The sequence below is a fragment of the Nonomuraea cavernae genome, from assembly GCF_014646355.1.
GTDB lineage: Bacteria > Actinomycetota > Actinomycetes > Streptosporangiales > Streptosporangiaceae > Nonomuraea > Nonomuraea cavernae.
In genome coordinates, this window is record NZ_BMNH01000016.1 from 153,263 (window position 1) to 178,117 (window position 24,855).

Sequence of the window (24,855 nt, forward strand, 5' to 3'; positions counted from 1 at the left end):
GGCGCGAGGTCGTCGACGGAGGTGAGCTCCGCGATCGAGGCGCGGAACGCGACGGGGTCGGTCACCGCGGTGCGCGCGGCGTCGTCGAACCAGGCCAGGTGGCTGATCTGGTCGCGCACCGCCCATCCCGCGGCCGGCGTGGGCAGCTCCCAGTTCTCGGGCCGCAGCGGGCGCAGCAGCCGCTCCAGCGACTCGGTCTCGGCTCGCAGGTCGGCGAGGAGGTCGGGCATCAGGTTCACGCCCGACACATTAACCCGAACATCGTTCTACAAGGAATAATGTGCAGCGTGATCTGTGACAGCTGCAAGGAGAAGCACCACGAGGACTGCCGCGGTGGCTCCTGGTGCGACTGCCAGCACCAGAGCCGCGAGGAGAGCCACGAGTCGGAGCTGGACTGGCTGCGCCAGGGATGATCGAGTCCAGACTCTGGACCCCATCTTGGACATCCCGGACGGTCAGAGTATCTTCGTGTACATGCCAGCGGACCCCATGCTCGTAGGTCGACGCCACGTCGACCTTCTGCGTGTCCGCAGTGCCATCTGTTGCGACGCCCGCTAGTCAGCCACCCCTGTTCTCACCGCTGAGCGCGTCGCGATCCTCAACACCCCTGCACTCGATGACGAGGCAGGAGGACTGCCGCGCGCGCCCATGATCCGAAGGACGCGCAATGAGCACTCCCGCCAGCCGGCACCACAAGCGCCCGCGCGGCGAAGGCCAGTGGGCTCTCGGTTACCGCGAGCCTCTCAACAAGAACGAAGAGAGCAAGAAGAACGACGACGGGCTCAACGTACGCCAGCGCATCATCGACATCTACGCCAAGCACGGCTTCGACTCGATCGACCCGGCCGACCTGCGCGGACGCATGCGGTGGTACGGCCTCTACACCCAGCGCAGGCCCGGCATCGACGGCGGCAAGACGGCGATCCTGGAGCCGGAGGAGCTCGACGACCGCTACTTCATGCTGCGCGTCAGGATCGACGGCGGCCAGCTCGACCTGCGCCAGCTGCGGGTGATCGCCGACATCTCCAACGAGTACGGCAGGGGCACGGCCGACATCACCGACCGCCAGAACGTGCAGCTGCACTGGGTGGAGATCGAGTCGGTGCCCGACATCTGGGAACGGCTCGAAGCCGTCGGGCTGTCCACGACCGAGGCGTGCGGCGACACGCCGCGCGTGATCCTGGGCTGCCCGCTGGCCGGCATCGACACCGACGAGGTGCTCGACGCGACCGAGCAGATCCACGCGGTGCACGAGCGCTTCATCGGCGACCCGGCCTACTCCAACCTGCCGCGCAAGTTCAAGACCGCGATCAGCGGCTGCCCGGCCCACTGCACGGTGCACGAGATCAACGACGTGGCGTTCGTCGGGGTCGAGGGCCCGGACGGCGAGAAGGGGTTCGACCTCTGGGTGGGCGGCGGGCTGTCCACCAACCCGATGTTCGCCAAGCGGCTCGGCGTGTTCGTCCGGCCGGAGCAGGTCGGCGACGTCTACGGCGGCGTGATCGGCATCTTCCGCGACTACGGCTACCGGCGGCTGCGGCACCGGGCGCGGATCAAGTTCCTGGTCAACGACTGGGGCGTGGAGAGGTTCCGGGAGGTCCTGGAGACCGAGTACCTGAAGGAGCCGCTGCCCGACGGCCCCGCGCCGGAGCAGCCGCGTGGCTCGCGGCGCGACCACGTGGGCGTCCACCGGCAGAAGGACGGCGACTTCTACGTCGGGTTCGCGCCCAGGGTGGGCCGCCTCGACGGCGACCGGCTGCACCTGATCGCCGACATCGCCGAGCGGCACGGCTCCGGCCGGGTCCGCACCACGGTCGAGCAGAAGATGGTCATCCTCGACGTCGCGCCCGAGCGGGTCGACTCACTGGTCGCCGAGCTGGAGGCCAACGATCTGCAGGTCAACCCGTCGACCTTCCGCCGCCAGACGATGGCCTGCACCGGCATCGAGTTCTGCAAGCTGGCCATCGTCGAGACGAAGGCCAGCGCCTCCAACCTGATCGACGAGCTGGAGCGGCGGCTGCCCGGCTTCGCCGAGCCGCTCACCATCAACGTCAACGGCTGCCCCAACTCCTGCGCCCGCATCCAGGTCGCCGACATCGGGCTCAAGGGCCAGCTGGTGGTCGACGAGCACGGCGAGCAGGTCGAGGGCTACCAGATCCACCTGGGCGGCTCGCTCGGCGTCACCCCCGGCTTCGGCCGCAAGGTCCGCGGCCTGAAGACGACCGCCGCCGCGCTGCCCGACTACGTGGAACGCGTCGTCACCCACTACGACGCCCAGAAGAAGGACGGCGAGTCCTTCGCCGACTGGGTGCAGCGGGCCGACGAGGCGGACCTGCGATGAGCGCGCGGGCCGTCCCGTTCCACTGCCCCTACTGCGGTGACGAGGACCTGGAGCCGTACGAGGGCGACGGCGGCTGGTACTGCAGGGCCTGCTCTCGCGCTTTCAAACTGAAATTCCTCGGGATCGGAGTGAAGATATGACGCTGGTGGACATCGAAGTCGGTTTAAGAGAGCAGCGCGGCACGCTCGACCTGCAGGACATCGTCGACTCCGCCGCGATCTTTCTTGAGGAAGCCTCTCCCCGCGAGATCATCCGGTGGGCGGCGGCGACGTTCGGCGACCGGCTCTGCCTGACCTCCTCCATGAGCGACGCCCTGCTCATCGATCTGGTCAGCCGGGTCAAGCCCGGTGTCGACGTGCTGTTCATCGACACCGGCTACCACTTCGCCGAGACGGTCGGCACGCGTGACGCGGTGCGCCAGGTCTACGACGTCAACGTGATCGACGTGAAGCCGTCGCGGACGGTCGAGGAGCAGGACCGCGAGCTCGGTCCGCGCCTGTTCGGCCGCAACCCCGACCTGTGCTGCTACCTGCGCAAGGTGGAGCCGCTCAACCGGGCGCTGGAGCCCTACCTGGCGTGGGTCTCCGGCATCCGCCGCGACGAGTCGCCCACCCGCGCCGAGACCAAGGTCGTCGAGTGGGACGCCAAGCGGCAGATGGTCAAGGTCAACCCGATCGCCCGGTGGACCCAGGACGACGTCGACAACTACATGGCCGACAACGGGGTGCTGATCAACCCGTTGCACTACGACAACTATCCCTCGATCGGCTGCGCCCCCTGCACCAGGCAGGTCGCGGACGGCGAGGACCCGCGCAGCGGCCGCTGGGCGGGGCTGGGGAAGGTCGAATGCGGCATTCACCTGTGAACCCCGGCGTGTGGCCCGTCCCGTTGGCAGGCGGGGCGGGCCAGGACGTGCCCCTGGTGGCGGTGGCGCACGGGTCTCGCGATCCGCGCGCGGCCGCCACCGTGGAGGCGCTGCTGGACGAAGTACGGCGGGCGCGCCCCGGATTGCCGGTGCGCACCGCCTACCTCGATCACTCGGCCCCGACCCTCGCGCGGGCGCTGCACGGCCTGGAGGAGGCCGTGGTGCTGCCGCTGCTGCTGACGGAGGCGTACCACAGCAGAGTGGACCTGCCGGCGGCGATCAACGAGGCCAGGGCACGCGACCCGCGGCTGCGCCTGCACTACGGCGCGACGCTCGGCCCTCACCCGCTCCTGACGGCCGCCCTGGAACGGCGGCTGGCCGAGGCGGGCGTCCCGCCTGGCGACCCGGACACAGCGGTCGTGCTGGTGTCGGCCGGTTCGAGCGACGCCCGCGCCAACGCGGTGATCGCCGAGATGGCCCGCGACTGGAGCCGTCGGCCCCACCCCGACGCCGGCGCGGCCCACCTGCCGTCCACCGGCCCCGGCCGGCCGGGCGAGCGCGGGTGGTGGGCGGTGACCGCCGCCTACGCGTCGGCCGCCGACCCCACGCCCGAGCAGGCGGTCGCGCTGCTCAGGCGGGCCGGCGCGCCCCGGGTGGCGGTCGCCCCCTACCTGCTGGCCCCCGGCTACTTCGCCGACAAGGTACGGCGCACCACGCTGGAGGCGGGCGCCGACGTGGTGGCCGGCGTGCTCGGTCCCGCGCCGGAGCCGGCCCGGGTGCTGCTGGAGCGGTACAACGCGGCGCTGCGCAGCCCAGCGGACATGGCGGCTTCCTAGGGGCGGCTCTCGGGAGTGGCTACCCAGAGGCGGCTCCCCAGAGGGGGCAGTCCAAGGCGCAGCCCCACCGGATGACCTTCCCCGAGCCCGGTTCGACGACGTGCCGGCTCAGGCAGGCCGAGTCGTCGACCACGTCCACCCGCCACCGGAGGGGATACGGGGCGGTCCGGGAGAGCGCCTCGGCCGCCCATTCGGCGCCCTTCGCGGTGGCCCCGGCCACCGTCTCGGGGATCAGGGCCACGGCGAACTCGTTGCGCTCTCCGGCGCGGACGGGGATGCCACCCGCCACCCGTGCCGGGGGCCGCGGGCCCACCTCGCACGGCCCGTCGTCCACCAGCTCGCCGTTGACCCAGATCAGCACATGGGCGGCGGGTTCGCAGGTGATCCAGAAGCCGGCCTTCCGCACCTCCGGCGCCCAGACCGCGCTGAACGTCTCACGCGTGCCCCCGCGTTCGTAGGCGCCGAAGTAGAGAGGGGCGAGGGAGATCGTCCGCGTGGGAGTGGGCTGCGCCAGCTCGCCGGTCCACACTCCGGCCGGTGCGGGCGCCGTACCGGCGGAAGGCAGCCAGGCCGCCATCACGACGGCGGCCGCGGCGGCGGTGAGGGAGCCCAGGACCTGGACACGCCGCCGGCGGATCCGCCGCACCCTGCGTCCGACGTCGGCGACGGTCACGCCCCGGTAGGGACCGTCCTGGCTGTCGCGTTCAAGCAGTTCGCCTACCCGGCCCCAGGCGAGCCAGGCTCTGGCCAGGGCCGTCTGCACCAGGTCCTCGGCCGTGGCCCAGTCGCGACACAGCAGGTAGGCCGTCCTGACGAGGCGGGCCGAGCGCTGCTCGACGTACTGCTCGAAATCGGCCTCGGAGCGGTCCCGCATCGGGGGATCCTCACTGTTCGGTGATGGTCACCGATGACTACGCGCGAGGGACCGGCATCCGTTGCATCAGTGGCCGCGGTCGAGCGAGCGGCGCTCGTCGCCCCAGTCCGCGCCGTGGAGCTGACGCCAGTGCTCCCGCCAGGCCGTCCAGCGCCGCTGGAGCGGCTTGACGCGGGAATCGCCGAGCACCTTGACGTCGCCCATCACCGTGTAGGCGTGCACCCGCACGACCGGAGCACGGGTGCCCGGGGCGGCCTCCTCGACGTCGACCCGCTTGTCCCCCATGATCGCCATGCCGTCGAGGTCGATGTGGACGCCATCCGGGACGATGATCTTGATGTCGCCCATGACCGAGACGGCCAGGATCTCCACCGTATCGGTGCGCACCTCGGCCTCGCGCAGGTCGAGCAGCACGTCGCCCATCACGGCGACGGCGCCCAGCTCCTGGTCGATCCGCCAGGTGCCGCGCCGCTTGGTGTCGCCCATGATGCCGACGAACCATCGGCGCTTCCTGCCCTCGCGTGGCTGGAGCGGCGCGGGCGCCGCGCCCTCGGGCAGGTCCTGGGTGAGCAGGGCCAGCTCAGCATGGGTGGTGGCGGTGTAGGCCGCCTCGGTGCGGTCGGTAAGCTCGGCGAGTGTGAGCCGGCCGTCCACCGAGGCCACGCGGAGCAGCTCGACCACGGCTTCACGCTCGGCGTCGGAGGCGCGAACGTCACCAGCGTCAGTCATACTCGCAACATATCGCGTTTGATGCCTCTATGGCTCTCCCCGCCCCGGAATAGCCACTATACGGACAATTCATCTATGCTTCCGGCGCGGCTGACACGACCTGTTCCTGGCCCGACCAGCGGCCGGATCAGGTTAGGGTCCCAGTCATGCATGAGGAACAGCTCTACCGGGCCGCGTTGAACGGCGAGTCACAGACCGTGAGCGAGCTCATCGCCGCCGGCACCGACCCCAACCAGCCCAGCGAGGGCGAGGACGAGGGGCTGCCACTGTGCGCCGCCGCCGCCTGGGACCGGGCCGAGGTCGCGACCACGCTGCTGGCCGCCGGGGCGGAGGTGAACGCCCGCGAAAGCGGCGGCTGGACCGCGCTGCTCTGGGCCGCGGCCAACGGCCACGCCGACACCGCCAGGGTGCTGATCGAGGCGGGAGCCGCGATCGACGACGCCAACGACGACGGCGACACCCCCTTGACGCTCGCCGCCCGGCGCGGCGCGCTCGGCGTGGTCCGGTTGCTGCTGGAGCACGGCGCCTCGGCCCAGAAGTACGACGGCGACGGCGACACCGCGCTCGACATCGCCATCGACTGGGTGGGCGTGCACCTGGAGTCGGCGCTGCTCGACCAGATCGCCCAGGACGACTGGGAGTACGTCGTCGGCCGGCAGTTCGCCAAGGACGGCACCGAGCTGGTCACGGTCGCGGGCCGCTCCGCCGACGGCTCCGAGACCGAGCAGGTCCAGGCGCAGCGCGGGCACGCGGCCATCGCCACCCTGCTGGAGGACGCCACGGGCGCCTACACCCCCTTCGAGCAGCTGGTCGCGCGGGCCCTGGCGCACCGCGACACCGACGAGGACGCCGAGACGTGGTGGATCGTGGCCGACACGCTGGGCAAGCGGGCCGACGACGAGACCTACGAGGCGCTGGCCAAGCTCTGCGTGAGCGAGGACGCCAGGGAGCGTGAGTTCGGGGTCGACGCGATCGCCCAGTTCGGGGTGACCGAGGACGACAAGCCCTACCTCGACCGGACGCTGCCGCTGCTGCGGAAGATGGCGACCACCGAGGGCAACCCGCAGGTGCTCCGCTCGGTGCTGGCGGCGCTCGGCCACCAGGGCGACCCGCGGGCCCTGCCGGACGTCCTGGACATCATCCAGCGGCCCGGTCACAAGCGCACCATGACCGACGCGATCGCGCTGGCCGACGTGCTGCCGCCCGACCACGCCGAGGGCCTGGCCCTGCTGATCTCCATGACCGAGGACACCGACGACGAGGTGCGCGACTGGGCCACGTCCGGTCTGGCCTCGGTGGCCGCCGACACCCCGGAGATCCGCCAGGCCCTGGCCGCCCGGCTCGACGACGCCGATCTGCGTACGGTCGCCGAGGCCACGCGCGGGCTGGCGGAGCGGGGCGACGCCCGAGCGGCCCACGGGGTCAAGCGGGTGCTGGCCGACAGCGACGACGACTACGCCCGCGAGCTGGTGACGGAGGCCTCGGCCAAGCTCTGACCGGCCTGGCCGGTCTCGCCGTGGGCAAGGCCCTGCTCGGTCGCGGTGTGCTCGGTCGCGGTGTGCTCGGCGGCGGCGTGCTCGGCCGCCGGCCGGAGCAGCCCGCGTCGTCAGTCGCGTCCGACGGTGGTGAAGACCACGTTGACCAGGACGATCGCGAACCAGATGGCGGGGATCACCCACGGGTTGCCCTGGGTGGCGGTGAGGGCGAGGGTGGCCAGCGTGCCAAGGCTCAGCGAGACGATCGCCAGAGCCAGCCGCTGGCCGTGGCCAGGCCCGCCCGACTTGGCCGCCTTCTTGCCCTTGCCCGTGGTGGCGGCGACGCGCTCGTCCACCCGCCGGTCGATCTCCTTGCCCATCTTGTCGAGGAAGGACTCGACGACCGCGTCCTCGAAGTCGGGGCCGAGGTCGCGGCGCGCGGACACGGCGGCGCGCAGCTCATCACCGGTGCTCATATGACGAGATATAGCGCGATAACCAGCTCTGCGCAAAGCCCGTCCGGAACGGAGCCGCCTCGTCGAAGCGGCTCAGCGGGCCAGGATGTCGTCGAGGTTGTACGAGATCGGCCGCTCCAGCTGCTCGTACGTGCACGACTCAGGGGTGCGGTCGGGCCTCAGGCGCCGCCACTGGGCGGTGTGGCGGAACCGGTCGCCCTCCATCTGGTCGTAGGCCACCTCGATCACCAGCTCCGGCCGCAGCGGGATGAACGACAGATCCTTCTTGGCGTTCCACCGCGAGATCGCGCCGGGCACCCGCTGGCCGCCGGTCGCGGGACCGGCGGCGGGCTGCCCGATGGTGGCCTGCGCCTGCTCGGCCCAGTGCCCCCACGGGTGCTCGCCCAGGTCGGCGATGTACGGCTTGAGCTCCTCCACCAGCTCGGCCCGGCGGGCCATCGGGAACGAGGCGGCCACGCCCACATGGTGGAGCCTGCCGTCGTCGCCGTAGAGGCCGAGCAGGATCGAGCCCACGATCGGCCCGGTCTTGTGCTCGCGGTAGCCGGCGATCACCACGTCGGCGGTGCGCTCGTGCTTGACCTTGAACATCGTCCGCTTGTCGGGGACGTAGGGCTGGTCGCCCGGCTTGACGATGATGCCGTCGAGGCCCGCGCCCTCGAACATCTCGAACCACTCGGCCGCCTGCTCGTCGTTGGTGGTGACCGGGGTCAGCCGCACGGACTCGCCGGCCTGGCCGAAGATGCCCTCCAGGCGCGCGCGGCGCTCGGCGAACGGCGCCTCCATGAGCGACTCCGAGCCGAGTGCCAGCAGGTCGAAGGCCACGAACGAGGCCGGGGTCCGCTCGGCCAGCATCGTGACCCGTGAGAGCGCCGGGTGGATGCGCTGCTGCAACGCCTCGAAGTCGAGGTGGGAGCCGCGCGGCAGCACGATCTCGCCGTCGACCACCACCCGGTCGGGCAGCTCGGCCCTGACCGCCTCGACCAGCTCGGGGAAGTAGCGCGTGAACGGCCGCTCCTTGCGGCTGCCCAGGTAGACCTCGTCGCCGTCGCGGAACACGATGCAGCGGAAGCCGTCCCACTTCGGCTCGTAGAACAGCGTGCCGTCCTGCTTGGGCATCGCCTTGACCGGCTTGGCCAGCATCGGCGGCACAGGCGGCCGCACCGGCAGGTTGGGCACCGGCTCCGGCTCGGCCGCGGCCTCAGGGACGCCCTCGGGAACGGCCTCGGCGGCGGGCGCGGCGGGCTCACGGGTGGGCTCGGGCTCAGTCATGACTCAACTCCCTGATGTAGCGGCAGAAGAGGACGCCTTCCTCTTCGAGCACCTGACGGAGATCGAGCCTGACCTGGGCCGTCTCACCGTTGACGATGCGCGCGGCGTCGCCCCCCAGCAGCAGCGGGCTGACCGACAGGCAGAGCTCGTCGATCAGCCCGGCCTCCGCGAGCTGGGCGTTGACCCGGGGCCCGCCCTCGCACAGCACCCTGGTCAGGCCGCGCGCGTGCAGCTCGGCCACGGCCCGCGGCAGGTCGACCCGGACGTCGCCCGCCACGATCACGTCGGCCACCTGGGCGGCCTGCCTGCGGCCTTCGGCGGGGGCGGCCTCGCAGGTGATGACGATGGTGCGGGTGGCCGCCTCGGTGAACAGAGGGCTGCCGAAGTCGAGGCCGAGGCCGCGGCTGAGCACCGCGATGGGCGGGGCGGGCGGCCTGCCCTCGCGCAGCGCCCGCCAGGAGTCGCGGGGTTTGGCGGGGCCGTAGCCCTCGGCGCGGACGGTGGCGGCGCCCGCGAGCACCACGTCGGCCAGCCCGCGCAGGACTCCGAAGACGCGCCGGTCACCACGGCTCGACAGGCCGCCCGACAGGCCCTTCAGCCACGCGGCGCCGTCGGCGCTGGCGACCATGTTGGCGCGTAGCCACGGGCGGTCGGCCGGGTAGGCATAGGCCTGCGCGATGTCAGGATCGTCCTGTATGTCGGGATAGATGCGCCGCACCTCTCTACCTTGGCACACGCCTCCGACAGACAGCCCGCACAGGTGGCTTTGACCGCAGGCATAGCACTTTGGCGTATCGAATGGCATACGTGGCGTGATGTACATAACGTGGCCGACAGGTGTCCGGGGACTCCAGGGAGGTCCGGGTGGGGCTGATCACCGCTGTGACGTGGGCCTTCACCGCACTGGTGGGGATCTACCCGCTCTACCTGTGGCTCGCGGGCGGTGGGCCCCGGCGGCAGGCCGCCAAGGTCACCCGCTTCCCTGTGACGCTGCTCTTCTCGCATCCGGTGCTGGCGGTGGCGGCGCTGGGCTGCTGGATCGGCCACCTGGTGACCGGCGACCGGGTGCTGGCCTGGGTCGCGTTCGCGGTGCTGGCGGTGGCGGCGCTGCTGGGCTTCGTGATGTTCACGCGGTGGCTCGGGGCGGGGCGGCACGCCCGGGACGCCGAACGGCGCTTCCCCTTCCTTGCCGTCGGGCTGCACGGCGTGGCCGGGGTGGTCACGTTCGTGCTGGTGCTTCTCACCGCGAGCGTGATGCGCGGGACCTGAGCGGCGTCGGACGTGACTCCTGGCACTCCCGGACTCTCGGCGCTGCCAGACCTCCAGACCTCCAGACCTCCGGACTTCCGGACTTCCGGACTTCCGGACTTCCGGACTTCCGGACTTCCGGACTTCCGGACTTCCGGACTTCCGGACTTCCGGACTTCCGGACTCTCTGCGCTGCCGGGCTCCCGGCGCGGAGGTGCGCCGGGTCAGGGTGACAGCGGCTGGCGCAGCACCTGGATCGACCGGGAGGTGACCGCGACCAGGGCGCCCGGTGCCCACTGCTCGTCGGGGAAGGCGTCGTCGCGGGGCGACTCGTCGTTGGTGTCGAGCACCGGCGACCAGCCCGGACCGAACTCCTCACTCGGCAGCGTGAACGTCATGTCCTCGTGGTGGGCGTTGATCAGCAACAGGAACGAGTCGTCCACGATGCGCTCCCCCCTCGGCCCCGGCTCGGTGATGGCCCGGCCGTTGAGGTAGACCATGAGCGACTTGGCGTAGCCGATGTGCCAGTCTCCGGCCGTCATCTCGGTGCCGCCGGGGGTGAGCCAGACCAGGTCGCGCCGGCCGTCGTCGGGATGGCGGCCGTGGAAGAAGCGGCGGCGCTGGAAGACCGGGTGCTCGCGGCGCAGCTTGGACAGCCCCCGGACGAACTCCAGCAGGTCGGACTCGGTGTGCAGATGTGACCAGTCGATCCAGGCGATCTCGTTGTCCTGGCAGTAGGCGTTGTTGTTGCCCCGCTGGGTGCGGCCGAGCTCGTCGCCGTGGGACAGCATCGGGACGCCCTGCGACAGGAACAGCGTCGTCAGCAGGTTGCGGCGCTGGCGGTGACGCAGCCGGACGATCTCGGGGTCCTCGACGGGGCCCTCGGCGCCGCAGTTCCACGACCGGTTGTCGTCGGTGCCGTCGCGGTTGTCCTCGGCGTTGGCCAGGTTGTGCTTGCGGTCGTAGGAGACCAGGTCGGTGAGGGTGAAGCCGTCGTGGCAGGTGACGAAGTTGATGGAGGCGACCGGGCGGCGGCCCGAGGTGGCGTAGAGGTCGGCCGAGCCGGTCAGCCGGGAGGCGAACTCAGGCAGGGCGGAATGCGTCCCTCGCCAGAAATCTCGCACGATATCGCGGTATTTGCCGTTCCATTCCGTCCACAGGGGAGGAAAGTTCCCGACCTGGTAGCCGCCGGGGCCCACGTCCCACGGCTCGGCGATCAGCTTGACCTGCGAGATCACCGGGTCCTGCTGGATGAGGTCGAAGAACGTGCTCAGCCGGTCGACGTCGTGCAACTCCCTGGCCAGCGCCGCCGCCAGGTCGAACCGGAACCCGTCGATGTGCATCTCCAGCACCCAGTAGCGCAGGGAGTCCATGATCAGCTGCAGCGCGTGCGGCGAGCGTACGTTGAAGGAGTTGCCGCAGCCCGTGTAGTCGAGGTAGTAGCGCCGGTCACCGTCGTGCAACCGGTAGTAGGCGGCGTTGTCGATGCCCCTGAAGCCCAGCGTCGGCCCCATGTGGTCACCCTCGGCGGTGTGGTTGTAGACCACGTCGAGAATGACCTCGATGCCCGCCTCGTGCAGCGCCCGCACCATGGCCTTGAACTCCAGCACCTGCTCGCCCCGCGTGCCCGAGCTGGAATAGGCGCCATGGGGGGCCAGGTAGGCCATGGTGTTGTAACCCCAGTAGTTGTTCAGGCCGCGCGCCACCAGGAAGTGCTCGGGCATGAAATGGTGCACCGGCATCAGCTCGACGGCCGTCACCCCGATCGACAGCAGGTGATCGATGATCGCCGGATGCCCCACGCCCGCATAGGTGCCGCGCAGCGCCTCGGGCACGGCCGGGTGGCGCATGGTGAGCCCGCGCACGTGCGCCTCGTAGATCACGGTCTCGTGGTAGGGCTTGCGCGGCAGCCGGTCGTTGCCCCACTCGAAGAACGGGTTGATCACCACGTTCTTCGGCATGTACGCGGCGCTGTCGGCCGTGCTCAACCTCGACGGGTCGGTGAAATGGTAGGAGAACAGCGCCTCGTTCCAGGTCAGGTCGCCGTCGATGGCCTTGGCGTAGGGGTCGAGCAGCAGCTTGGCCGGATTGCACCGGTGCCCCCGCGAAGGCTCGTAGGGGCCGTGGACGCGGTAGCCGTAACGCTGCCCCGGCAGGATGCCCGGCAGGTAGCCATGCCAGACGAACCCGTCGACCTCGGGCAGTTCGACGCGCTCCTCGGAGCCGTCATCGTGAAACAGGCACAGCTCGACCCGCTCGGCGACCTCGGAGAACAGCGAGAAACAGGTGCCCACGCCATCCCAGGTGGCGCCGAGTGGGTAGGGCTCGCCTGGCCAAACTTCGCGCATGTGACCCGATTGTCGCATGCGATCGCGGTCTTGCTATAGCAGTTGGGCGTTGAGAGTGATCGTCGTGCCCGCGAGCGCCTTGCTCACCGGGCAGTTGGCCTTGGCCGTCTCGGCCGCCTGCTGGAACTGCTCGGCCGTGATGCCGGGCACCTGGCCCTGCACGGACAGGACGATGCCGGTGATGCCCTCACCCGGCTGGAAGGTCACGTCGGCGCTGGTGCGCAGCGACTCGGGCGGAGTGCCGGCACCGGCCAGCCCGTGGGAGAGCGCCATCGAGAAGCAGGAGGAGTGGGCGGCGGCGATGAGCTCCTCCGGCGACGTCTTGCCGTTGGCCGCCTCAGCTCTGGACGCCCACGAGACCTCGAAGGTGCCGACGCCGGACGTGTCGAGCGACACCGTGCCCGAGCCGTCGAGCAGGGCGCCCTTCCACTGCGTGGTGGCGGTGCGGATGGTGGCCATGGCGAATCCTCCTCTGTCGTGAATCTTCGACATTACCGTGAGGCTGACAAAGTTCGGCGACCGAGTCATCCGACTCAACATCCGCGGCGAATAGTGTCATGCTCGGGTCGCGGCGCACCCGCCGCCTTGGTCCGGATCTACGGGAGTGTGGTGCCAGTGGAGGCACCGTACGACGACCGCCTGCTGCACCAGCGGGTGGTCGGCGGCGACGAGGCCGCGCTCGGAGAGGTCTACGATCGGCTCTCCTCCTTGATCTTCGGTCTCTCGCTGCGCGTCACCAGGGACCGGGTGATCGCCGAGGACATCACGCAGGAGGTGTTCCTGGTCTTCTGGGAACGTCCGCTGACCTACGATCCCGACCGCGGCACGCTGCGGGCGTGGCTGGCCACGATCGCGCACCGCCGCGCGGTCGACCACGTGCGCGCCGAGGAGCGCCGCCGCGTCACCTCGCTGGGTCCCCGGCTCTTCGAGCCCTCCCCTCCCCGGTTGGAGGACACCGTGCTCGCCGCAGACGAGGCCAGACGGGTGAAGCAGGCGGTGACGGCGCTGCCCGACGCCCTGCGGGAGGCGATCGAGCTGGCCTACTACGGCGGCCGGACCTACCGGCAGGTCGGCGAGGAGCTGGGCGTGCCCGAGGGCACGGTCAAATCGCGCATCAGGCTGGCGCTGCGGCGCCTGGCCGACGCACTGGCAGAGGAAGAGGTGTGATGGAGCCCGTCGAGCGTCTCTACCTGGACGCACTGATGGAGGACCCCGCGGTGCCCGGACACTCACTGCGCCCGCAGTTGCTGGCCGGCGCCAGGGCCCGGCGCAGGCCCGCGGCGCCCACCGCCCCCTGGGCCGAGCCCTTCGCCGGCCGGGTGGCCGCCATGGACGCGCTGCTCGCCTCGGCCGTCGACGACGACTGGTCGCGCGTCATCGTGGAAGGCTGGACCCTGCAGGAGCTCGTCGCCCACCTCGCCGCCAAGGACGGGCTGCTCGCGGCGTCCGTCGGCGCCCCCGTCCTCGGCCCGCCCCTCGGCGCCACCTCCGCCGTCGGGCGCACCTCTGACGTGCAGGCGTACGAACGGGCCCGCAGTCCCGAGCAGACCAGGCGTGACTGGCGCGCCCAGGCCGACGCCCTCTGCCGCCATCTGGCCGGTCTCTCCCCCGACACGCCCGCGACCCTTGACGGGATGTCGGCCGCGGTGCGGGATCACGTGCTGGCGCGGTGCCTGGAGACCTGGGTGCACACCGACGACGCGGCCCGGACGGCCCGGGTCCGGCTGCCGCATCCCGTGCCCGAGCACATCCATCCGACGGCCGACCTGTGCGCGCGCCTGCTCCCCTGGACCATGCTGCTGTCGGGCCTCGACGGCTCCGGCCGTACGGTCCTTCTCACGCTCACCGGGGACGGAGGGGGCGAATGGCATGTTCCGCTCGGCGGGGAGGGTTCCGGTGTCCTGGAGCTCGACGCCTGGCGGGAGGGTGACGGCTGGCGGCGGGCTGACGCGCGGATCACGGCTGACGTGGTGTCGTTCTGCTTCCTGCTGGGTGGTCGCGGCGATCCCTCCTCCTTCGCCGCCGACCTGTCCGGTGATCTGTCTCTGGCCCGCGACGTCCTCTCGAGCGCCCCGGCCCTCTCCGGGCCATGACCGTTCCCGGCCTTTGGTGCCGCGCGGACGGGCGGTCCGCGAGTTGGCCGCGGCGGGTGGGCGTTGTCAACGCGGGCCCGTTCTGCGGGTGGCCGCAGCGGGTGGGCCTTGTCTACGGCGGGTCTGTTCTGCGGGTGGCCGCGGAGGCGGGTGGGCGTTCCGGCCGACCGCGATTGCCTGGGGTCTGGTGTTTTTCGCCTTCGGCGTTGTTTCGGGCGCGGGGGTACTTGGCACGGTCTTAAGTCGGCCGGAACGCCCACCCGCCTCCGCTCTACGGTGCCCCACCGTCCTGTCGCCCCGCCGCAGAGCGGGCGAGGCTTCGACGCCTTCCTGCTCGCCGATGCTGAAGCGCCTGTCTCCGCCCCTTGGACTTGGGCGCCGTAGCTGAAGCCCTCACTTGCCGGCACAGTGCGGGCCGGGCGCCGTAGACGTGGCAGGGTTGGTACGGCTCGCCTGCGCCTTTCCCCGCCTGACATGGGCCGCGGTGGCGGATCAGGTGAGCCAGATGAGGCCGGCGAACCGGCCGCCCGGCTGCTCGCGGCGGTGGGAGTAGAGCTCGGCCGACTCGATCGTGCAGCGGTCGTCATGGCGCACGTCTGTGAGACCGGTCCCACGCAGCTGGGCCTCGATCCCGGCGCGCAGATCGAGGGCCGGGGTGTCCCAGGAGGTCGTGGACCACGTCCCGGGCACCCGCTCGGCCACCCGCTCGCGCAGCTCGGCGGGCACCTCGTAGCAGCGGCCGCAGGCCCCGGGGCCGATCAGCGCCACCATCCGGGCCGGTGCGGCGCCCTTGGCGGCCATGGCCTCGACCAGCGCCGTGGTCACGCCCGCCTCGGTGCCGGGACGGCCGGAGTGGGCGGCGCCGACCATCCGCGCCACCGGGTCGGCCACCAGGACCGCCGGGCAGTCGGCGCCGAGGGAGGCGAGGGCCAGGCGCGGCTCGGTCGTGAAGACGCCGTCCAGAGGCGGCGGGTCGTCGCCGTACGGCTCGTTCACGTAGGCGACGTCGGCGCCGTGGACCTGGCGCATGAACACGACGGCCCGCACGCCCAGCTCCGCGGCGACGGCCGCCCGGTTGGCGCGCACGGCCTCGGGGTCGTCGCCGACCATCCCGCCGAGGTTGCGCGACCCGTAGGGCGGGGCGCTCACTCCCCCGTGGCGATCGGTGACGGCGACGTGCACTCCCGGGGCCAGCTGCATGCCTCAGATCCTAGAGGCCGCTCCCATGAGCCGACCGCCTCCTGTGGGGGCGTCGCACGTCAGGCGCCAACCGGTTCACAAAGCAGGTGAAGTCCGGCTTTGTCAATGCGGGGGCCGCCGCCCGGCGCGAGCGCCGTCGAAGGTCAACGGGCTTCGCGGTCGGCAGCGTCACGCCATCGTCCTCTCCTCGGTTTCGGCCGCCCTGGCGCGACCGAATTCGGCCAGGGTGTGGAAGGCGGCCTTGGGTTCCCATGGCAGCCCTGGATATGCCGTCCCGGTGCGGCCGGGTTGCAGGACCTTGACGATGCCGAAGCTGGCGGTGTCGAAGTCCTGTCCGGGCTCGGAGGACGTCGGCAGGTCCCGGCGGGCGAACGTGTTGACGAACGCCGTGTCCGTACCCTCCTCGTCGTAGATGTCGAGGAGCTCGCGCACGTACCGGGCTTGTTCTTCCTCGTCCCGCGTGACGGTTGTGGTCAGGCGGGCGGGGCGGGCGTGTTCGTCCCATTCGACGATGGAGTCGCCGCGTCCGCCCAGAGCGGCGGCTCCGCGGTGGGTGGCGCAACCGAACTCGGTGACGGCGAACGGCTTGCCCTGCGAGGTCTGCGCCCGCAGGCTTTCGCGGAAACTGTGCTCAGTGGCCGCGTCGCGGTATCCGGCGTCAGTGGCGATGATGTCGAACAGCGCCCAGTCCACGCCTTCGAAGGGCAGGGAGGCGTAGCTGACCGGACCGCCGAACCGTTCGCGCACCGCGGTGACAGCCCGGGTGAGGAAATCATGGACGCGGACGCGCAGTTCGGGGAGCGCGGCGCGCACCCGCGCCGGCTCGGCTATCACGCCAAGCCGCTCCTCCAGACTGTCACCGGGCAGAAATCCACCGGTGAACAGGCTGATCTCGGAGCCGGTGAGGAATATGACGTGAGCCCCTTCCGCGCGCAGGCGTTCGGCCCGTTCGGCACCGTCGACGATGAACGCCATCAGCTCGTCCCGCGTGAGGCCGTTGGTGAACGGTGAGTACCAAACCTCTAGGCCCGCGCGGGCGGCGTGGCCCGCGGCGGTCGCAAGGCGGTCCGGGTCTCCTCCGGTGACGCGGACCGCGTCGCAGTGCAGCTCTTCGCGGATGATCCGCATCTCTCGGCGCACGACGCCGGGGTCGAAAGGCTCGTGGGTGGTGGTCCCGGCAGAGGGGAAGCCGGTGTCGTAGGTGACACCGTAGGCACGCATCAGTGGCCTCCGGGTGTGATCGTGCGAGTGAGACATGCGAGGTGACGGCCGAGCCCTCGGCCGACCAGCCGCCTCGCGGAGGGCACTGTCCAGGCGTCCCGCCACACTCTACCCACAACTTGCGCGTCACGCACATTATGCGGGGAACGCAATACCGAAAGAGGGACGCATGAGCCTTGTGCGGCGATCACAGATCCGAGCGCCGGAGTCGCCTGGTCGGCTTCTGGACGGCGACTCGGCGATCCCCGGCGATTCGGCCCGGTCGGCACGCCGCGTACAGGCCGAGCCACCGACGGCGCGGCTCACGTGATCCGCATGACAGACATTCAGCTAGATTCTCCCTCCATGAGTGAAGGGATCTTCCAGGAGCACGACGAGAGGCCCGTGCTGTCCGAGGCCGCCGCCCAGTCTCGGGCCTCCGTGCTGCGTAGCCGTGCCGAGTCCTACATCGGGCTGTCGCGGCACGACGCGGCCATCGCCGACCTCACCGAGTCGATCGCGCTGGTGCCGGACAACGCCCGTTCCTGGCGGCTGCGCGGCGAGAGCCACCGCGTCATCGAGAGGTACGAGGCGGCGCTGTCCGACTTCGACGAGGCCCTGCGGCTGGAGCCGGACAGCGCCTACTCGCTGGGGTCGCGCGGGCAGGCGTACGCCGCGCTCGGCCGCATGGAGGAGGCCATGGCCGACTTCGAGCACGCGCTCACCCTGGCGCCGGAGTCGCTCTGGATCCTGGAGGCCAGGGCCGACGCGCTCGCCGACCTCGACCGGGTGGACGAGGCGCTGGCCGAGCACGCCAAGATCATCGCGCTGGACGAGGACCTGGCCTACTCGTGGCTGGCCCGGGGCGACCTCTACCAGCGGCTGCAGCTCTATCCCGAGGCCATCGCCGACTACACCAGGGCGCTGGAACTGGATCCCGTGTACGTGCGGGCGTTGGGCAGGCGGGGTGAGGCGCTGCGCATGATCGACCGCTACGAGGAGGCGTTGGCCGATCTCAACCAGGCTCTCGACCTTGAGCCGGACAACGATCGCGCGCTGGGCAGCCGGGGCGCGGTCCTGAGCGAGCTGGGCGACAACGAGGCCGCTCTCAAGGACCTCGACCGGGCCGTCGAGCTGGACGAGGAGTACGTCTGGGCCTACCGGGTGCGCGGCGAGATCCTGCAGGAGCTCGAACGCCACGAGGAGGCGGTGGCCGACTTCACCCGAGCCCTGGAGCTGGAATTCGGCGACTCGTGAGTTCCGGGGGCGGTGCTGGGCGGAAACCGGATCGCGCGGGCCCTGGAGATCGACCGAATATAGTTCTAGATTCTGACGCATGGGTATCGGGCTGACCGAGGAACATCTGGCGCTGGCCGCCTCCGTGCGGGGGCTGGCCGAGCGGACCGTCGAACACGCGGCGCTGGCCGCGCAGGGCGTGCTGGGGTTGCATCTGCCGGAGGAGTGCGGCGGGCAGGGCTACGGCCTGCTGGAGCTGGTCGTAGCGCTGGAGGCATTGGGCGAGCGGCGGGCTCCGGGCGCCTACCTGCCGTCCGTGATCACCTCGGCAGCGCTCGCACGCGCCTCCGGCGGCGACCCGGGCGCGCTGGGCGGGCTCGCGGACGGGTCGCTGACCGCGGCCGTGGCGCTCGGCGAGGCGGCGGGCGGTGCGGGGCTGCTCGCGCTGGGCTCGCCCGACGCCGACCTCTTCCTGGTGCCGCTGGAGGACGGGCGGTGGTCGCTGCTCGACCGGGCCGACGTGGACGTGGAATCCGTCGAGGGCGTGGATCTCGACCGCGCGCTGTGCTCGGTGACCGTACGGGACGGGACCGCGCGGGAGGGGGGCGACGGACGGGTGCTCGGCGCGGTGCCGGTGCGGGAGGTGGCCGCCGTGCTGCTGGGGGCCGACGCGTGCGGGGTGGCGGCGTGGGCCGTGGCGACGGCCGCCGGCTACGCGAAGGTTCGGGAGCAGTTCGGGCGGCCGATCGGGCAGTTCCAGGGCGTGAAGCACCGGGTGGCCGCCGCGCTCGTGGCGCTGGAGCAGGCGCGGGCCGCTGTCTGGGATGCGGCCAGGGCGCTGGACGACTCCCCCGGCCGTACCCCGACGGGCGAAAGCCCTGATCCGACCGCGACGGGCGAGAGCCCTGGCCGGAGCCCGATGCGTGAGAGTCCGGGCACGGGCGCCGGGAGCGGTGGGGAGGTGCGGCTGGCGGTGGGAGTCGCGGCGGTGCTGGCGCCCGACGCGGCCGTGCGGTGCGCCGCCGACGCGATCCAGGTGCTGGGCGGCATCGGCTACACGTTCGAGCACGAGGCGCACCGCTTCTACCGGCGCGCGCTGTCCGACCGGATGCTGGCCGGGGACGCCGGCGTGTGGGCAGAGGAGGTGATCCGCCTCGCTCTCGCCGGGGTGCGGCGGGGCACCGAGCCGGACCTGCCGGAGGAGGCGGCCCCGGTCAGGGACGCGATCAGGGCGCAGGCCGAGTCGCTGCGGGCCGAGGAGCCGTTGGCCAGGCTGGGGCGGTTCGCGCGGGAGGGCTGGATCATGCCGTACCTGCCCGAGCCGTGGGGCAGGGGCGCCTCCCCTCTGGAGCAGGTGATCATCCACCAGGAGTTCCGCGACCTCAGACGGCCGAACCTGGGCATCGGGGCCTGGGCGGTGCCGTCCATCGTCCGGCACGGCACACCGGAGCAGCGGGAGCGGTTCCTGCCCAGGACGTTCACCGGCGAGATCGTGTGGTGCCAGCTGTTCAGTGAGCCGGGCGCGGGATCGGACCTGGCGGGGCTGTCCACCAAGGCGGTCCGCGTGGAGGGCGGCTGGTCGCTGAGCGGCCAGAAGATCTGGACGTCTCTGGCGCAGTACGCCCATTGGGGGATCTGCCTGGCCCGGACCTCTCCGGAGAAACCGAAGCACGAGGGGATCAGCTACTTCCTGGTGGACATGTCCTCGCCGGGCGTCACCGTCAAGCCGCTGAAGGAGATCAACGGCGACGAGGTGTTCAACGAGGTGTTCCTGGACGACGTCTTCGTGCCGGACGATCTGGTGGTCGGCGAGGTGGACGGCGGCTGGCGGGTGGCCCGGGACACGCTGTCGCACGAGCGGGTGGCGCTGGGCGACTCGTGGGGGCCGGGATCCCGGCACACCGACATGGTCGGCCTCATCGCGAAGCTGCCGGAGCCGCGGCAGGCGCGGCTGGAGGAGGCCGGGCGCCTGTGGGCCGAGGGGCAGGCGCTCGCCGCGCTCGGCCTGCGCGTGACGCTCGCCCAGTTGTCGGGCTCCGATCCGGGCACCGCGTCGAGCGTGCGCAAGCTGCTCGGCATGCGCCACTCGCAGGCCGTCTCGGAGTTCTGCTGGTCGCTGGCGCCCTTCGACCGCCACTGGAGCCGGATGATCCTCACCACCCGGGCGTTCACGATCGGCGGCGGCACGACCGAGGTGCAGCTGAACATCATCGCCGAGCGGGCGCTCGGGCTGCCGCGCGATCCCTGATCAGCTCCGGGGATGGTACGGCGCGGCCAGGTGTGCGTACACGATGGTGTTGTCCTGGTAGCTGTGCGCCCGCCCGTCGAACGCGCCGCCGCAGGTGACCAGGCGCAGCCCCGGATAGCGGAGGTCGCCGTAGACCTTGCGGGCCGGGAAGCTCCTCTTGGGCGTGTGCTCGATCCGGTCCACCACGAACACGGCCACGGACCGGTCCGCGCGCAGCACCTGCACCTGGTCGCCGCGCCTGACCTCCTTGAGGCGGGCGAACACCGCCGGGCCGGTCCTGGTGTCGAGGTGGCCGGTGATGACGGCGGCGCCGCGCTGGCCGGGGACGGCCCCGTAGCGGTACCAGCCGGCCAGGTTGGGGCGCTCGATGGGCGGGTTCTGGATCGTGCCCGCGGTGTCGAGGCCCAGCTCCATGAGCGGCGCCGACACGCCGATGGACGGGATGTAGACGGCGACCGGCCGGGCGGGCCGCATCGGCTTGGCCGTCTTCCCGGCCGGCACGCGCAAGGACGCGACCGGCGCGGGCGACGACGTGACCGGCGCGGGCGTGACGGCCGCGACGGGCTCGGCCCCGCCGCCGGAGAGCAGGCCGCCCACCCCGGCCCAGATCAGTACGATCCCGGCCAGGGACACCGCTCCCGCCGCGACGAGGAGCGACTTCTGGCCCAACTAGGCGTCACCCTTGCGACGGCGCACCGCGAACCCGGCCAGCCCGGCGCCGGCGAGCAGGGCGGCGCCGCCCGCGACGACCGGCCACACCGGGTCTCCCGGCGCCAGCCCGCCGCCACCCGTCTCCGGATGCCCCTGCGGCATCCGGCGTTCGTCCTCGTCGACCGGCTTCCAGGGGGCCCCGGTCTCGCGCGGGGCGTCGGAGGGCGCGTCGGACCAGGAGTCGGTGGGCACCGGGTTGCCCGACCAGCTCTCCATCGGGTTCGGCACGGGGTTGTCCGGCCACTTCTCCGTCGGGTTCGGCACCTGGTCGTCCGACCACTTCTGCACGGGGCCGGCCCCCGGCACCTCGGGCTCCACGCCGCCCGGCTCGTCGCAGGGTGCCAGGGGCGGCAGGCAGGTCGCGGCCACGGACGGCGTCTCCTGGCTCGACTGGGCGGAGGCGGTGCCGATGCCCGCCGCGGTCATCACGCCGCCGGCCACGAAGGCCACCACGGCTCCGGCGGCGGCCAGACGTTGCGCTCTTGCCATAACCAGGCTCCCGAATCGGTTGTCGCGCCCCGAGACAGAACGAGAGCCTTGCGAACTATTGGACCAATCGTCAAGTAATGTGACCGAAGCGATATCGGTGGATTACCGGGCGATCGCGGAGAGTGATGGTCCAGTTGGTGATCCATGCGGGAACGGGATGAAATCTCTCCTCTCCGGGTGGAGAGTTCTCCTCCCGCTTGTCAGACTTCACAACCCGCTCAGACCGTCGCGTACACATCGGCGAGTTACGTTCCACGACAAGGTCCCCCTCATGAGAGGACACGGACGCCGCACGGCCGGACAGCCCGAGCCTTACCCCGGTCCGGAGGGGGCCGGCCGTGCCGCCCACCGCCTCGTTCAGCCGGCCTCTTCTTCGGGACGCGCCTTGCTCGGCTGGACACGCTTGGGCTCGCCGGGCATCTTCGGAGTGCCGGGGCCTTGAGCGTCGTGCTAACCAGGGAAAACACAGGTCGCTCGCGAGCGGATGACTCGGGATTATCCGGCGAGCTAGAACGCCTCTAAACGCGGACGGGCCAGGTGTGCAACCACCTGACCCGCCCTGAGTCCCACCACTGCGTAACCAGAGGAGAGACCTGTGGCTAATTCCACCACGCCCGCCCCCGCTCCCGCCAACGGAGAGTCCGACTTGGCGCGGCTCGTCGAGGACCACCGCAAGCTGTCCGCCGACCTCGACGCCCTCCAGAGCTCCCGCGACGCCCTGGTGGCCATGCGCGACGCTCTCGGCGTCGACCAGATCACCGGGCTCGACCTCGCCGACGCGGTCAAGTGCGGCATCGTCCTCGGGCAGCTCCTCGCGAGCGACGCTGACGGCCGCATCCACACCGCCGACCTGACCGACCACGAGCACGACGCGCTCCGGCTCGCCGTCCAAGACATCCTCGACCGGCGCCGTGGCGTCGACCCCGACGAGGACCGGCTGATCACGGTGTTCCGCGTGGGCTCGCTGTCGGCCTGGTCGATCGCCGCAGAGCTGGGCATGGACGCTCGCGATATCGCCCGGACCGCGAACAGCGACGACGTCACGAACGTGTTCACCGACGACGAGCGGGCCCGCCTGCTCGACGTGATCGTGGCCATCCTCGACGAGCGCGACGGCGTCAGGGTCGCCGGGTTCGAGCCGGTCGCGCTGCCGTACGACGCGGAGGGCCGGTGCGCCGACCCTGAGTGCATCTCCTGCTACCCGGTCGTCGACCAGCTCGGCGGTGCCGCGTGATCCGTGTTCTCACGGCGATCGTGGTCATCCTGCTTGCCGGGGTGGCCGCGGTCGTCTCCTACAGGCACGCGTTCGAGGTCGTGATCGCCAACGGCGAGTCCGGGTTCACCGCGGTCTTGGTGCCGCTCACGATCGACGGGCTTATCTTCGCGTCGTCCATGGTGCTGCTCGACGCTGCCCGCCGCGACCTGCCCGCGCCCAAGCTGGCGTACTTCACGCTCACGCTCGGCATCCTCGCCACCCTGGCGGCGAACGTCATGCACGGGTGGGCTCACGGGCCGGTCGGTGCGATCGTCGCCGCGTGGCCGGCCGTCGCGCTGGTGCTCTCGTACGAGCTGCTGATGGGCCTGATCCGCCGGTCGACTGCGAAACTCGAGTTTCGCAGCGAGGAGGCTTCCCCAATTGGGGAAACGGTCCAGGTACACGCTCCCGTTGTACCTGTGCAGGTCACGGGCTCGACGGTTCCCGCAGATCTGCGGGAACCTGCCGACGACGAGACGCCCGTGATCGAGATCGAGGTACGGCCCGAGCCCGTACCTGAGCCCGATCTCGACGCGCCTTACCGTCCGGTAGCGGTGGCTACCTTCCTCGCCGAAGTGACCCAGGGCGAACCGCCGACCGTCCGCACGATCAAGGACCGGCTCAACGTCGGCACCGACCGCGCCCGGCGGTTGCAGGCGTACCTCGGCGGGCTCGTGGAGGTGACGCGGTGATGGCGACCGACACGTTCCAGCGTCCGCAGACCTCGCCCGACTTCTGGCGCAAGCGGCCCGGCCGTACCCGGCACATGCTGCACGCCCTACGGCAGGGCAAGTACGGCCGCCGCACTCTCAAGTTCACGTACCGGAGCGTGGCCGCGCCCGTCGCCGGAACCTCCCGGATGGCGTCGACCGCGTGGAAGTGGGTCCGGGCCGACGACTACGCGGGCACCGACGATCTCGTGTTCCGGGAGTCGGTCCGCACCCGGCGGCGTCGTACGGCGTGGATGCTCGGCGCCGGCTACCTCGCGTCGACGGCGGCCGGCGTGGCGCTGTGGAGTCCGGCCACACCGCTGCTCACGCTCGGCGCCCTGGCCACGGTCGGCACGGCCGTCGAGGTGCGCAAGCGGATCAGCGACCGGCCGATGCCGTTCAAGCTGCCCGGCGGCAAGGGCCGGACACCCGCCGAGAACGTGGTCGTGCGGGCGGCGATCGACGCCAAGCTTGGCCGCGCCGAGGGCATGAAGCTCGCCTCGCCGGTCCTGACGGAGGACGCCGGATGGTCGACGGTGCTGCAGCTGCCGCCCGGTCAGCGCGCCCGTCACGCGCTCGGCAAAGAGGCTGACTTCGCGTCGGCGCTCGGCGTCGGCGAGTCTCAGGTCGTGTTCGACCTGGTCGACGAGCACGCGGGCAGGCTGGCGGTGTACGTCGCCAAGTCCGACCCGTTCCTGAAGGTGTACGCCTCGCCGCTGCTCGGCCGTACCGAACCCATGGACTTCTGGCAGGGCGTTCCCGCCGGAGTCAACGGCCGCGGCCTGCCCGAGCGGCTGCGCCTGGTCGACGCCTCGCTTCTGGTCGCCGGGGAGCCGAGGGCGGGCAAGTCCGCGGCCGTGAACGGGATCGTCGGCACGGCCGCGCTGGCGGTCACGCCGAAGATCCACCTGTGGGACGGCAAGGGCGCCGGGGATCACCGGCCGTGGCGGCGCATCGCCCACACCGCCGAGAAGCGCAACGCCAAGGGGCTGCTCGACCACCTGGAGCGCATGCAAGCCCAGATGGAACGCGTGTTCGACATGCTCGACGACGCGGGCGGCTCGACCAAGCTGACGCCGGAGTTGTGCCGTCAGTTCGGCGTGGACGTCGAGCTGACCATCGTGGACGAGACGCGTTACTACGTCACCTCGCAGTGGGGCAAAGAGATCGTCGAGGCGATGGTCGACATCGCCTCGCGCGGCCCGGCGGCCGGTGTGCTGCTCGTGCTCGCCACTCAGCGGATGACCAAGGA

General features: G+C 71.3%; 26 protein-coding genes. 15 read left to right on the forward strand and 11 right to left on the reverse strand.

What is annotated here, in order from left to right; all coding sequences use genetic code 11:
• The first annotated feature begins 21 nt into the window (after positions 1–21).
• The 6 genes from IEY82_RS40175 (at position 22) to IEY82_RS24425 (ending at position 4,042) form a co-directional block, all read left to right on the forward strand.
• The gene (locus tag IEY82_RS40175; RefSeq protein ID WP_308425863.1) at positions 22–279 is read left to right on the forward strand and encodes a hypothetical protein; all 258 of its coding nucleotides are present in this window, start codon (positions 22–24) and stop codon (positions 277–279) included.
• 8 nt (positions 280–287) lie between these two features.
• Entirely contained in the window at positions 288–413 is a 126-nt protein-coding gene (locus IEY82_RS39950; protein WP_263648104.1) for a hypothetical protein, read from the forward strand.
• Positions 414–474: 61 nt separating this feature from the next.
• A complete protein-coding gene (locus IEY82_RS40380) occupies positions 475–558 on the forward strand; it encodes a putative leader peptide (protein WP_354532976.1) in 84 nt (27 codons plus the stop codon).
• 109 nt (positions 559–667) lie between these two features.
• On the forward strand, positions 668–2,341 hold the full coding sequence (locus IEY82_RS24415; protein ID WP_189126524.1) for a nitrite/sulfite reductase: 1,674 nt from the start codon (positions 668–670) through the stop codon (positions 2,339–2,341).
• Positions 2,342–2,477: 136 nt separating this feature from the next.
• Complete coding sequence (locus IEY82_RS24420) at positions 2,478–3,206, forward strand: phosphoadenylyl-sulfate reductase (protein ID WP_189126525.1); 729 nt, start codon at positions 2,478–2,480, stop codon at positions 3,204–3,206.
• On the forward strand, positions 3,188–4,042 hold the full coding sequence (locus tag IEY82_RS24425; RefSeq protein ID WP_189126526.1) for a sirohydrochlorin chelatase: 855 nt from the start codon (positions 3,188–3,190) through the stop codon (positions 4,040–4,042). Before IEY82_RS24420 ends, IEY82_RS24425 begins: the two co-directional genes overlap by 19 nt.
• Before the next feature lie 19 nt (positions 4,043–4,061).
• Here IEY82_RS24425 and IEY82_RS39345 read toward each other — a convergent pair whose 3' ends face one another.
• Entirely contained in the window at positions 4,062–4,916 is an 855-nt protein-coding gene (locus IEY82_RS39345) for a sigma factor (protein WP_225263116.1), read from the reverse strand.
• Between the two features lie 66 nt (positions 4,917–4,982).
• Positions 4,983–5,645, reverse strand: a complete 663-nt coding sequence (locus IEY82_RS24435) for a DUF1707 SHOCT-like domain-containing protein (protein WP_189126527.1) — start codon at positions 5,643–5,645, stop codon at positions 4,983–4,985.
• Positions 5,646–5,791: 146 nt separating this feature from the next.
• Between IEY82_RS24435 and IEY82_RS24440 the strand changes: the two genes are divergently transcribed.
• On the forward strand, positions 5,792–7,141 hold the full coding sequence (locus IEY82_RS24440; RefSeq protein ID WP_225263114.1) for an ankyrin repeat domain-containing protein: 1,350 nt from the start codon (positions 5,792–5,794) through the stop codon (positions 7,139–7,141).
• A gap of 110 nt (positions 7,142–7,251) precedes the next feature.
• Here the strand turns inward: IEY82_RS24440 and IEY82_RS24445 are convergent, their stop codons facing one another.
• The 3 genes from IEY82_RS24445 to IEY82_RS24455 form a co-directional block, all read right to left on the reverse strand.
• Positions 7,252–7,596, reverse strand: coding sequence for a hypothetical protein (locus tag IEY82_RS24445; protein ID WP_189126528.1), 345 nt, complete (start codon positions 7,594–7,596; stop codon positions 7,252–7,254).
• 72 nt (positions 7,597–7,668) lie between these two features.
• The gene (locus IEY82_RS24450) at positions 7,669–8,865 is read right to left on the reverse strand and encodes an ATP-dependent DNA ligase (protein ID WP_189126529.1); all 1,197 of its coding nucleotides are present in this window, start codon (positions 8,863–8,865) and stop codon (positions 7,669–7,671) included.
• Positions 8,858–9,583 (reverse strand): pyrimidine reductase family protein, encoded by a 726-nt coding sequence (locus IEY82_RS24455; protein ID WP_189126530.1) that lies wholly within the window; start codon positions 9,581–9,583, stop codon positions 8,858–8,860. Before IEY82_RS24455 ends, IEY82_RS24450 begins: the two co-directional genes overlap by 8 nt.
• A gap of 146 nt (positions 9,584–9,729) precedes the next feature.
• Between IEY82_RS24455 and IEY82_RS24460 the strand changes: the two genes are divergently transcribed.
• Entirely contained in the window at positions 9,730–10,134 is a 405-nt protein-coding gene (locus IEY82_RS24460) for a hypothetical protein (RefSeq protein ID WP_189126531.1), read from the forward strand.
• A gap of 203 nt (positions 10,135–10,337) precedes the next feature.
• On the opposite strand, the gene glgX is transcribed toward IEY82_RS24460, so the two are convergent.
• Positions 10,338–12,461 (reverse strand): glycogen debranching protein GlgX, encoded by a 2,124-nt coding sequence (gene glgX / locus IEY82_RS24465; protein ID WP_189126532.1) that lies wholly within the window; start codon positions 12,459–12,461, stop codon positions 10,338–10,340.
• A gap of 33 nt (positions 12,462–12,494) precedes the next feature.
• Positions 12,495–12,920 carry an OsmC family protein gene (locus IEY82_RS24470; RefSeq protein WP_189126533.1) on the reverse strand — a complete coding sequence of 142 codons (426 nt, stop codon included), beginning with the start codon at positions 12,918–12,920 and terminating at the stop codon, positions 12,495–12,497.
• 150 nt (positions 12,921–13,070) lie between these two features.
• On the opposite strand from IEY82_RS24470, the gene IEY82_RS24475 reads away from it, so the two are divergent.
• Both IEY82_RS24475 and IEY82_RS24480 read left to right on the forward strand, forming a co-directional pair.
• Positions 13,071–13,628, forward strand: a complete 558-nt coding sequence (locus IEY82_RS24475; protein WP_225263113.1) for a sigma-70 family RNA polymerase sigma factor — start codon at positions 13,071–13,073, stop codon at positions 13,626–13,628.
• Entirely contained in the window at positions 13,628–14,554 is a 927-nt protein-coding gene (locus IEY82_RS24480; RefSeq protein WP_194518800.1) for a maleylpyruvate isomerase family mycothiol-dependent enzyme, read from the forward strand. The genes IEY82_RS24475 and IEY82_RS24480 overlap by 1 nt, the downstream gene beginning before the upstream one ends.
• Positions 14,555–15,046: 492 nt before the next feature.
• Here the strand turns inward: IEY82_RS24480 and pgeF are convergent, their stop codons facing one another.
• Positions 15,047–15,754: a peptidoglycan editing factor PgeF gene (gene pgeF / locus IEY82_RS24485; RefSeq protein WP_189126536.1), complete on the reverse strand. Its 708-nt coding sequence runs from the start codon at positions 15,752–15,754 to the stop codon at positions 15,047–15,049.
• A 168-nt stretch (positions 15,755–15,922) separates the two neighbouring features.
• A complete protein-coding gene (locus tag IEY82_RS24490) occupies positions 15,923–16,975 on the reverse strand; it encodes a glycoside hydrolase family 113 protein (protein ID WP_189126537.1) in 1,053 nt (350 codons plus the stop codon).
• A gap of 345 nt (positions 16,976–17,320) precedes the next feature.
• Between IEY82_RS24490 and IEY82_RS24495 the strand changes: the two genes are divergently transcribed.
• Positions 17,321–18,211, forward strand: coding sequence for a tetratricopeptide repeat protein (locus IEY82_RS24495; RefSeq protein WP_189126538.1), 891 nt, complete (start codon positions 17,321–17,323; stop codon positions 18,209–18,211).
• A gap of 79 nt (positions 18,212–18,290) precedes the next feature.
• On the forward strand, positions 18,291–20,438 hold the full coding sequence (locus IEY82_RS24500; RefSeq protein WP_189126539.1) for an acyl-CoA dehydrogenase family protein: 2,148 nt from the start codon (positions 18,291–18,293) through the stop codon (positions 20,436–20,438).
• Here the strand turns inward: IEY82_RS24500 and IEY82_RS24505 are convergent, their stop codons facing one another.
• Positions 20,439–21,107, reverse strand: a complete 669-nt coding sequence (locus IEY82_RS24505; protein WP_189126540.1) for a class F sortase — start codon at positions 21,105–21,107, stop codon at positions 20,439–20,441.
• Complete coding sequence (locus IEY82_RS24510) at positions 21,108–21,638, reverse strand: hypothetical protein (RefSeq protein WP_189126541.1); 531 nt, start codon at positions 21,636–21,638, stop codon at positions 21,108–21,110.
• A gap of 595 nt (positions 21,639–22,233) precedes the next feature.
• Between IEY82_RS24510 and IEY82_RS24515 the strand changes: the two genes are divergently transcribed.
• The 3 genes from IEY82_RS24515 to IEY82_RS24525 all read left to right on the forward strand — a co-directional run.
• Positions 22,234–22,872, forward strand: a complete 639-nt coding sequence (locus IEY82_RS24515) for a hypothetical protein (RefSeq protein ID WP_189126542.1) — start codon at positions 22,234–22,236, stop codon at positions 22,870–22,872.
• A gap of 20 nt (positions 22,873–22,892) precedes the next feature.
• Entirely contained in the window at positions 22,893–23,585 is a 693-nt protein-coding gene (locus tag IEY82_RS24520; RefSeq protein ID WP_189126561.1) for a DUF2637 domain-containing protein, read from the forward strand.
• The coding region (locus IEY82_RS24525) for a P-loop NTPase family protein (RefSeq protein WP_506336435.1) at positions 23,582–24,855 on the forward strand (1,274 nt) is incomplete at its 3' end. The genes IEY82_RS24520 and IEY82_RS24525, both read left to right, overlap by 4 nt.

Bases quoted from the DNA above. Each gene is read 5' to 3' on its own strand.
- IEY82_RS40380 (WP_354532976.1), top strand. From the start codon at position 475: ATGCCAGCGGACCCCATGCTCGTAGGTCGACGCCACGTCGACCTTCTG.
- IEY82_RS24415 (WP_189126524.1), top strand. From the start codon at position 668: ATGAGCACTCCCGCCAGCCGGCACCACAAGCGCCCGCGCGGCGAAGGC.
- IEY82_RS24420 (WP_189126525.1), top strand. From the start codon at position 2,478: ATGACGCTGGTGGACATCGAAGTCGGTTTAAGAGAGCAGCGCGGCACG.
- IEY82_RS24425 (WP_189126526.1), top strand. From the start codon at position 3,188: ATGCGGCATTCACCTGTGAACCCCGGCGTGTGGCCCGTCCCGTTGGCA.
- IEY82_RS39345 (WP_225263116.1), bottom strand. From the start codon at position 4,916: ATGCGGGACCGCTCCGAGGCCGATTTCGAGCAGTACGTCGAGCAGCGC.
- IEY82_RS24435 (WP_189126527.1), bottom strand. From the start codon at position 5,645: ATGACTGACGCTGGTGACGTTCGCGCCTCCGACGCCGAGCGTGAAGCC.
- IEY82_RS24440 (WP_225263114.1), top strand. From the start codon at position 5,792: ATGCATGAGGAACAGCTCTACCGGGCCGCGTTGAACGGCGAGTCACAG.
- IEY82_RS24445 (WP_189126528.1), bottom strand. From the start codon at position 7,596: ATGAGCACCGGTGATGAGCTGCGCGCCGCCGTGTCCGCGCGCCGCGAC.
- IEY82_RS24450 (WP_189126529.1), bottom strand. From the start codon at position 8,865: ATGACTGAGCCCGAGCCCACCCGTGAGCCCGCCGCGCCCGCCGCCGAG.
- glgX (WP_189126532.1), bottom strand. From the start codon at position 12,461: ATGCGCGAAGTTTGGCCAGGCGAGCCCTACCCACTCGGCGCCACCTGG.
- IEY82_RS24470 (WP_189126533.1), bottom strand. From the start codon at position 12,920: ATGGCCACCATCCGCACCGCCACCACGCAGTGGAAGGGCGCCCTGCTC.
- IEY82_RS24480 (WP_194518800.1), top strand. From the start codon at position 13,628: ATGGAGCCCGTCGAGCGTCTCTACCTGGACGCACTGATGGAGGACCCC.
- pgeF (WP_189126536.1), bottom strand. From the start codon at position 15,754: ATGCAGCTGGCCCCGGGAGTGCACGTCGCCGTCACCGATCGCCACGGG.
- IEY82_RS24490 (WP_189126537.1), bottom strand. From the start codon at position 16,975: ATGCGTGCCTACGGTGTCACCTACGACACCGGCTTCCCCTCTGCCGGG.
- IEY82_RS24495 (WP_189126538.1), top strand. From the start codon at position 17,321: ATGAGTGAAGGGATCTTCCAGGAGCACGACGAGAGGCCCGTGCTGTCC.
- IEY82_RS24500 (WP_189126539.1), top strand. From the start codon at position 18,291: ATGGGTATCGGGCTGACCGAGGAACATCTGGCGCTGGCCGCCTCCGTG.
- IEY82_RS24510 (WP_189126541.1), bottom strand. From the start codon at position 21,638: ATGGCAAGAGCGCAACGTCTGGCCGCCGCCGGAGCCGTGGTGGCCTTC.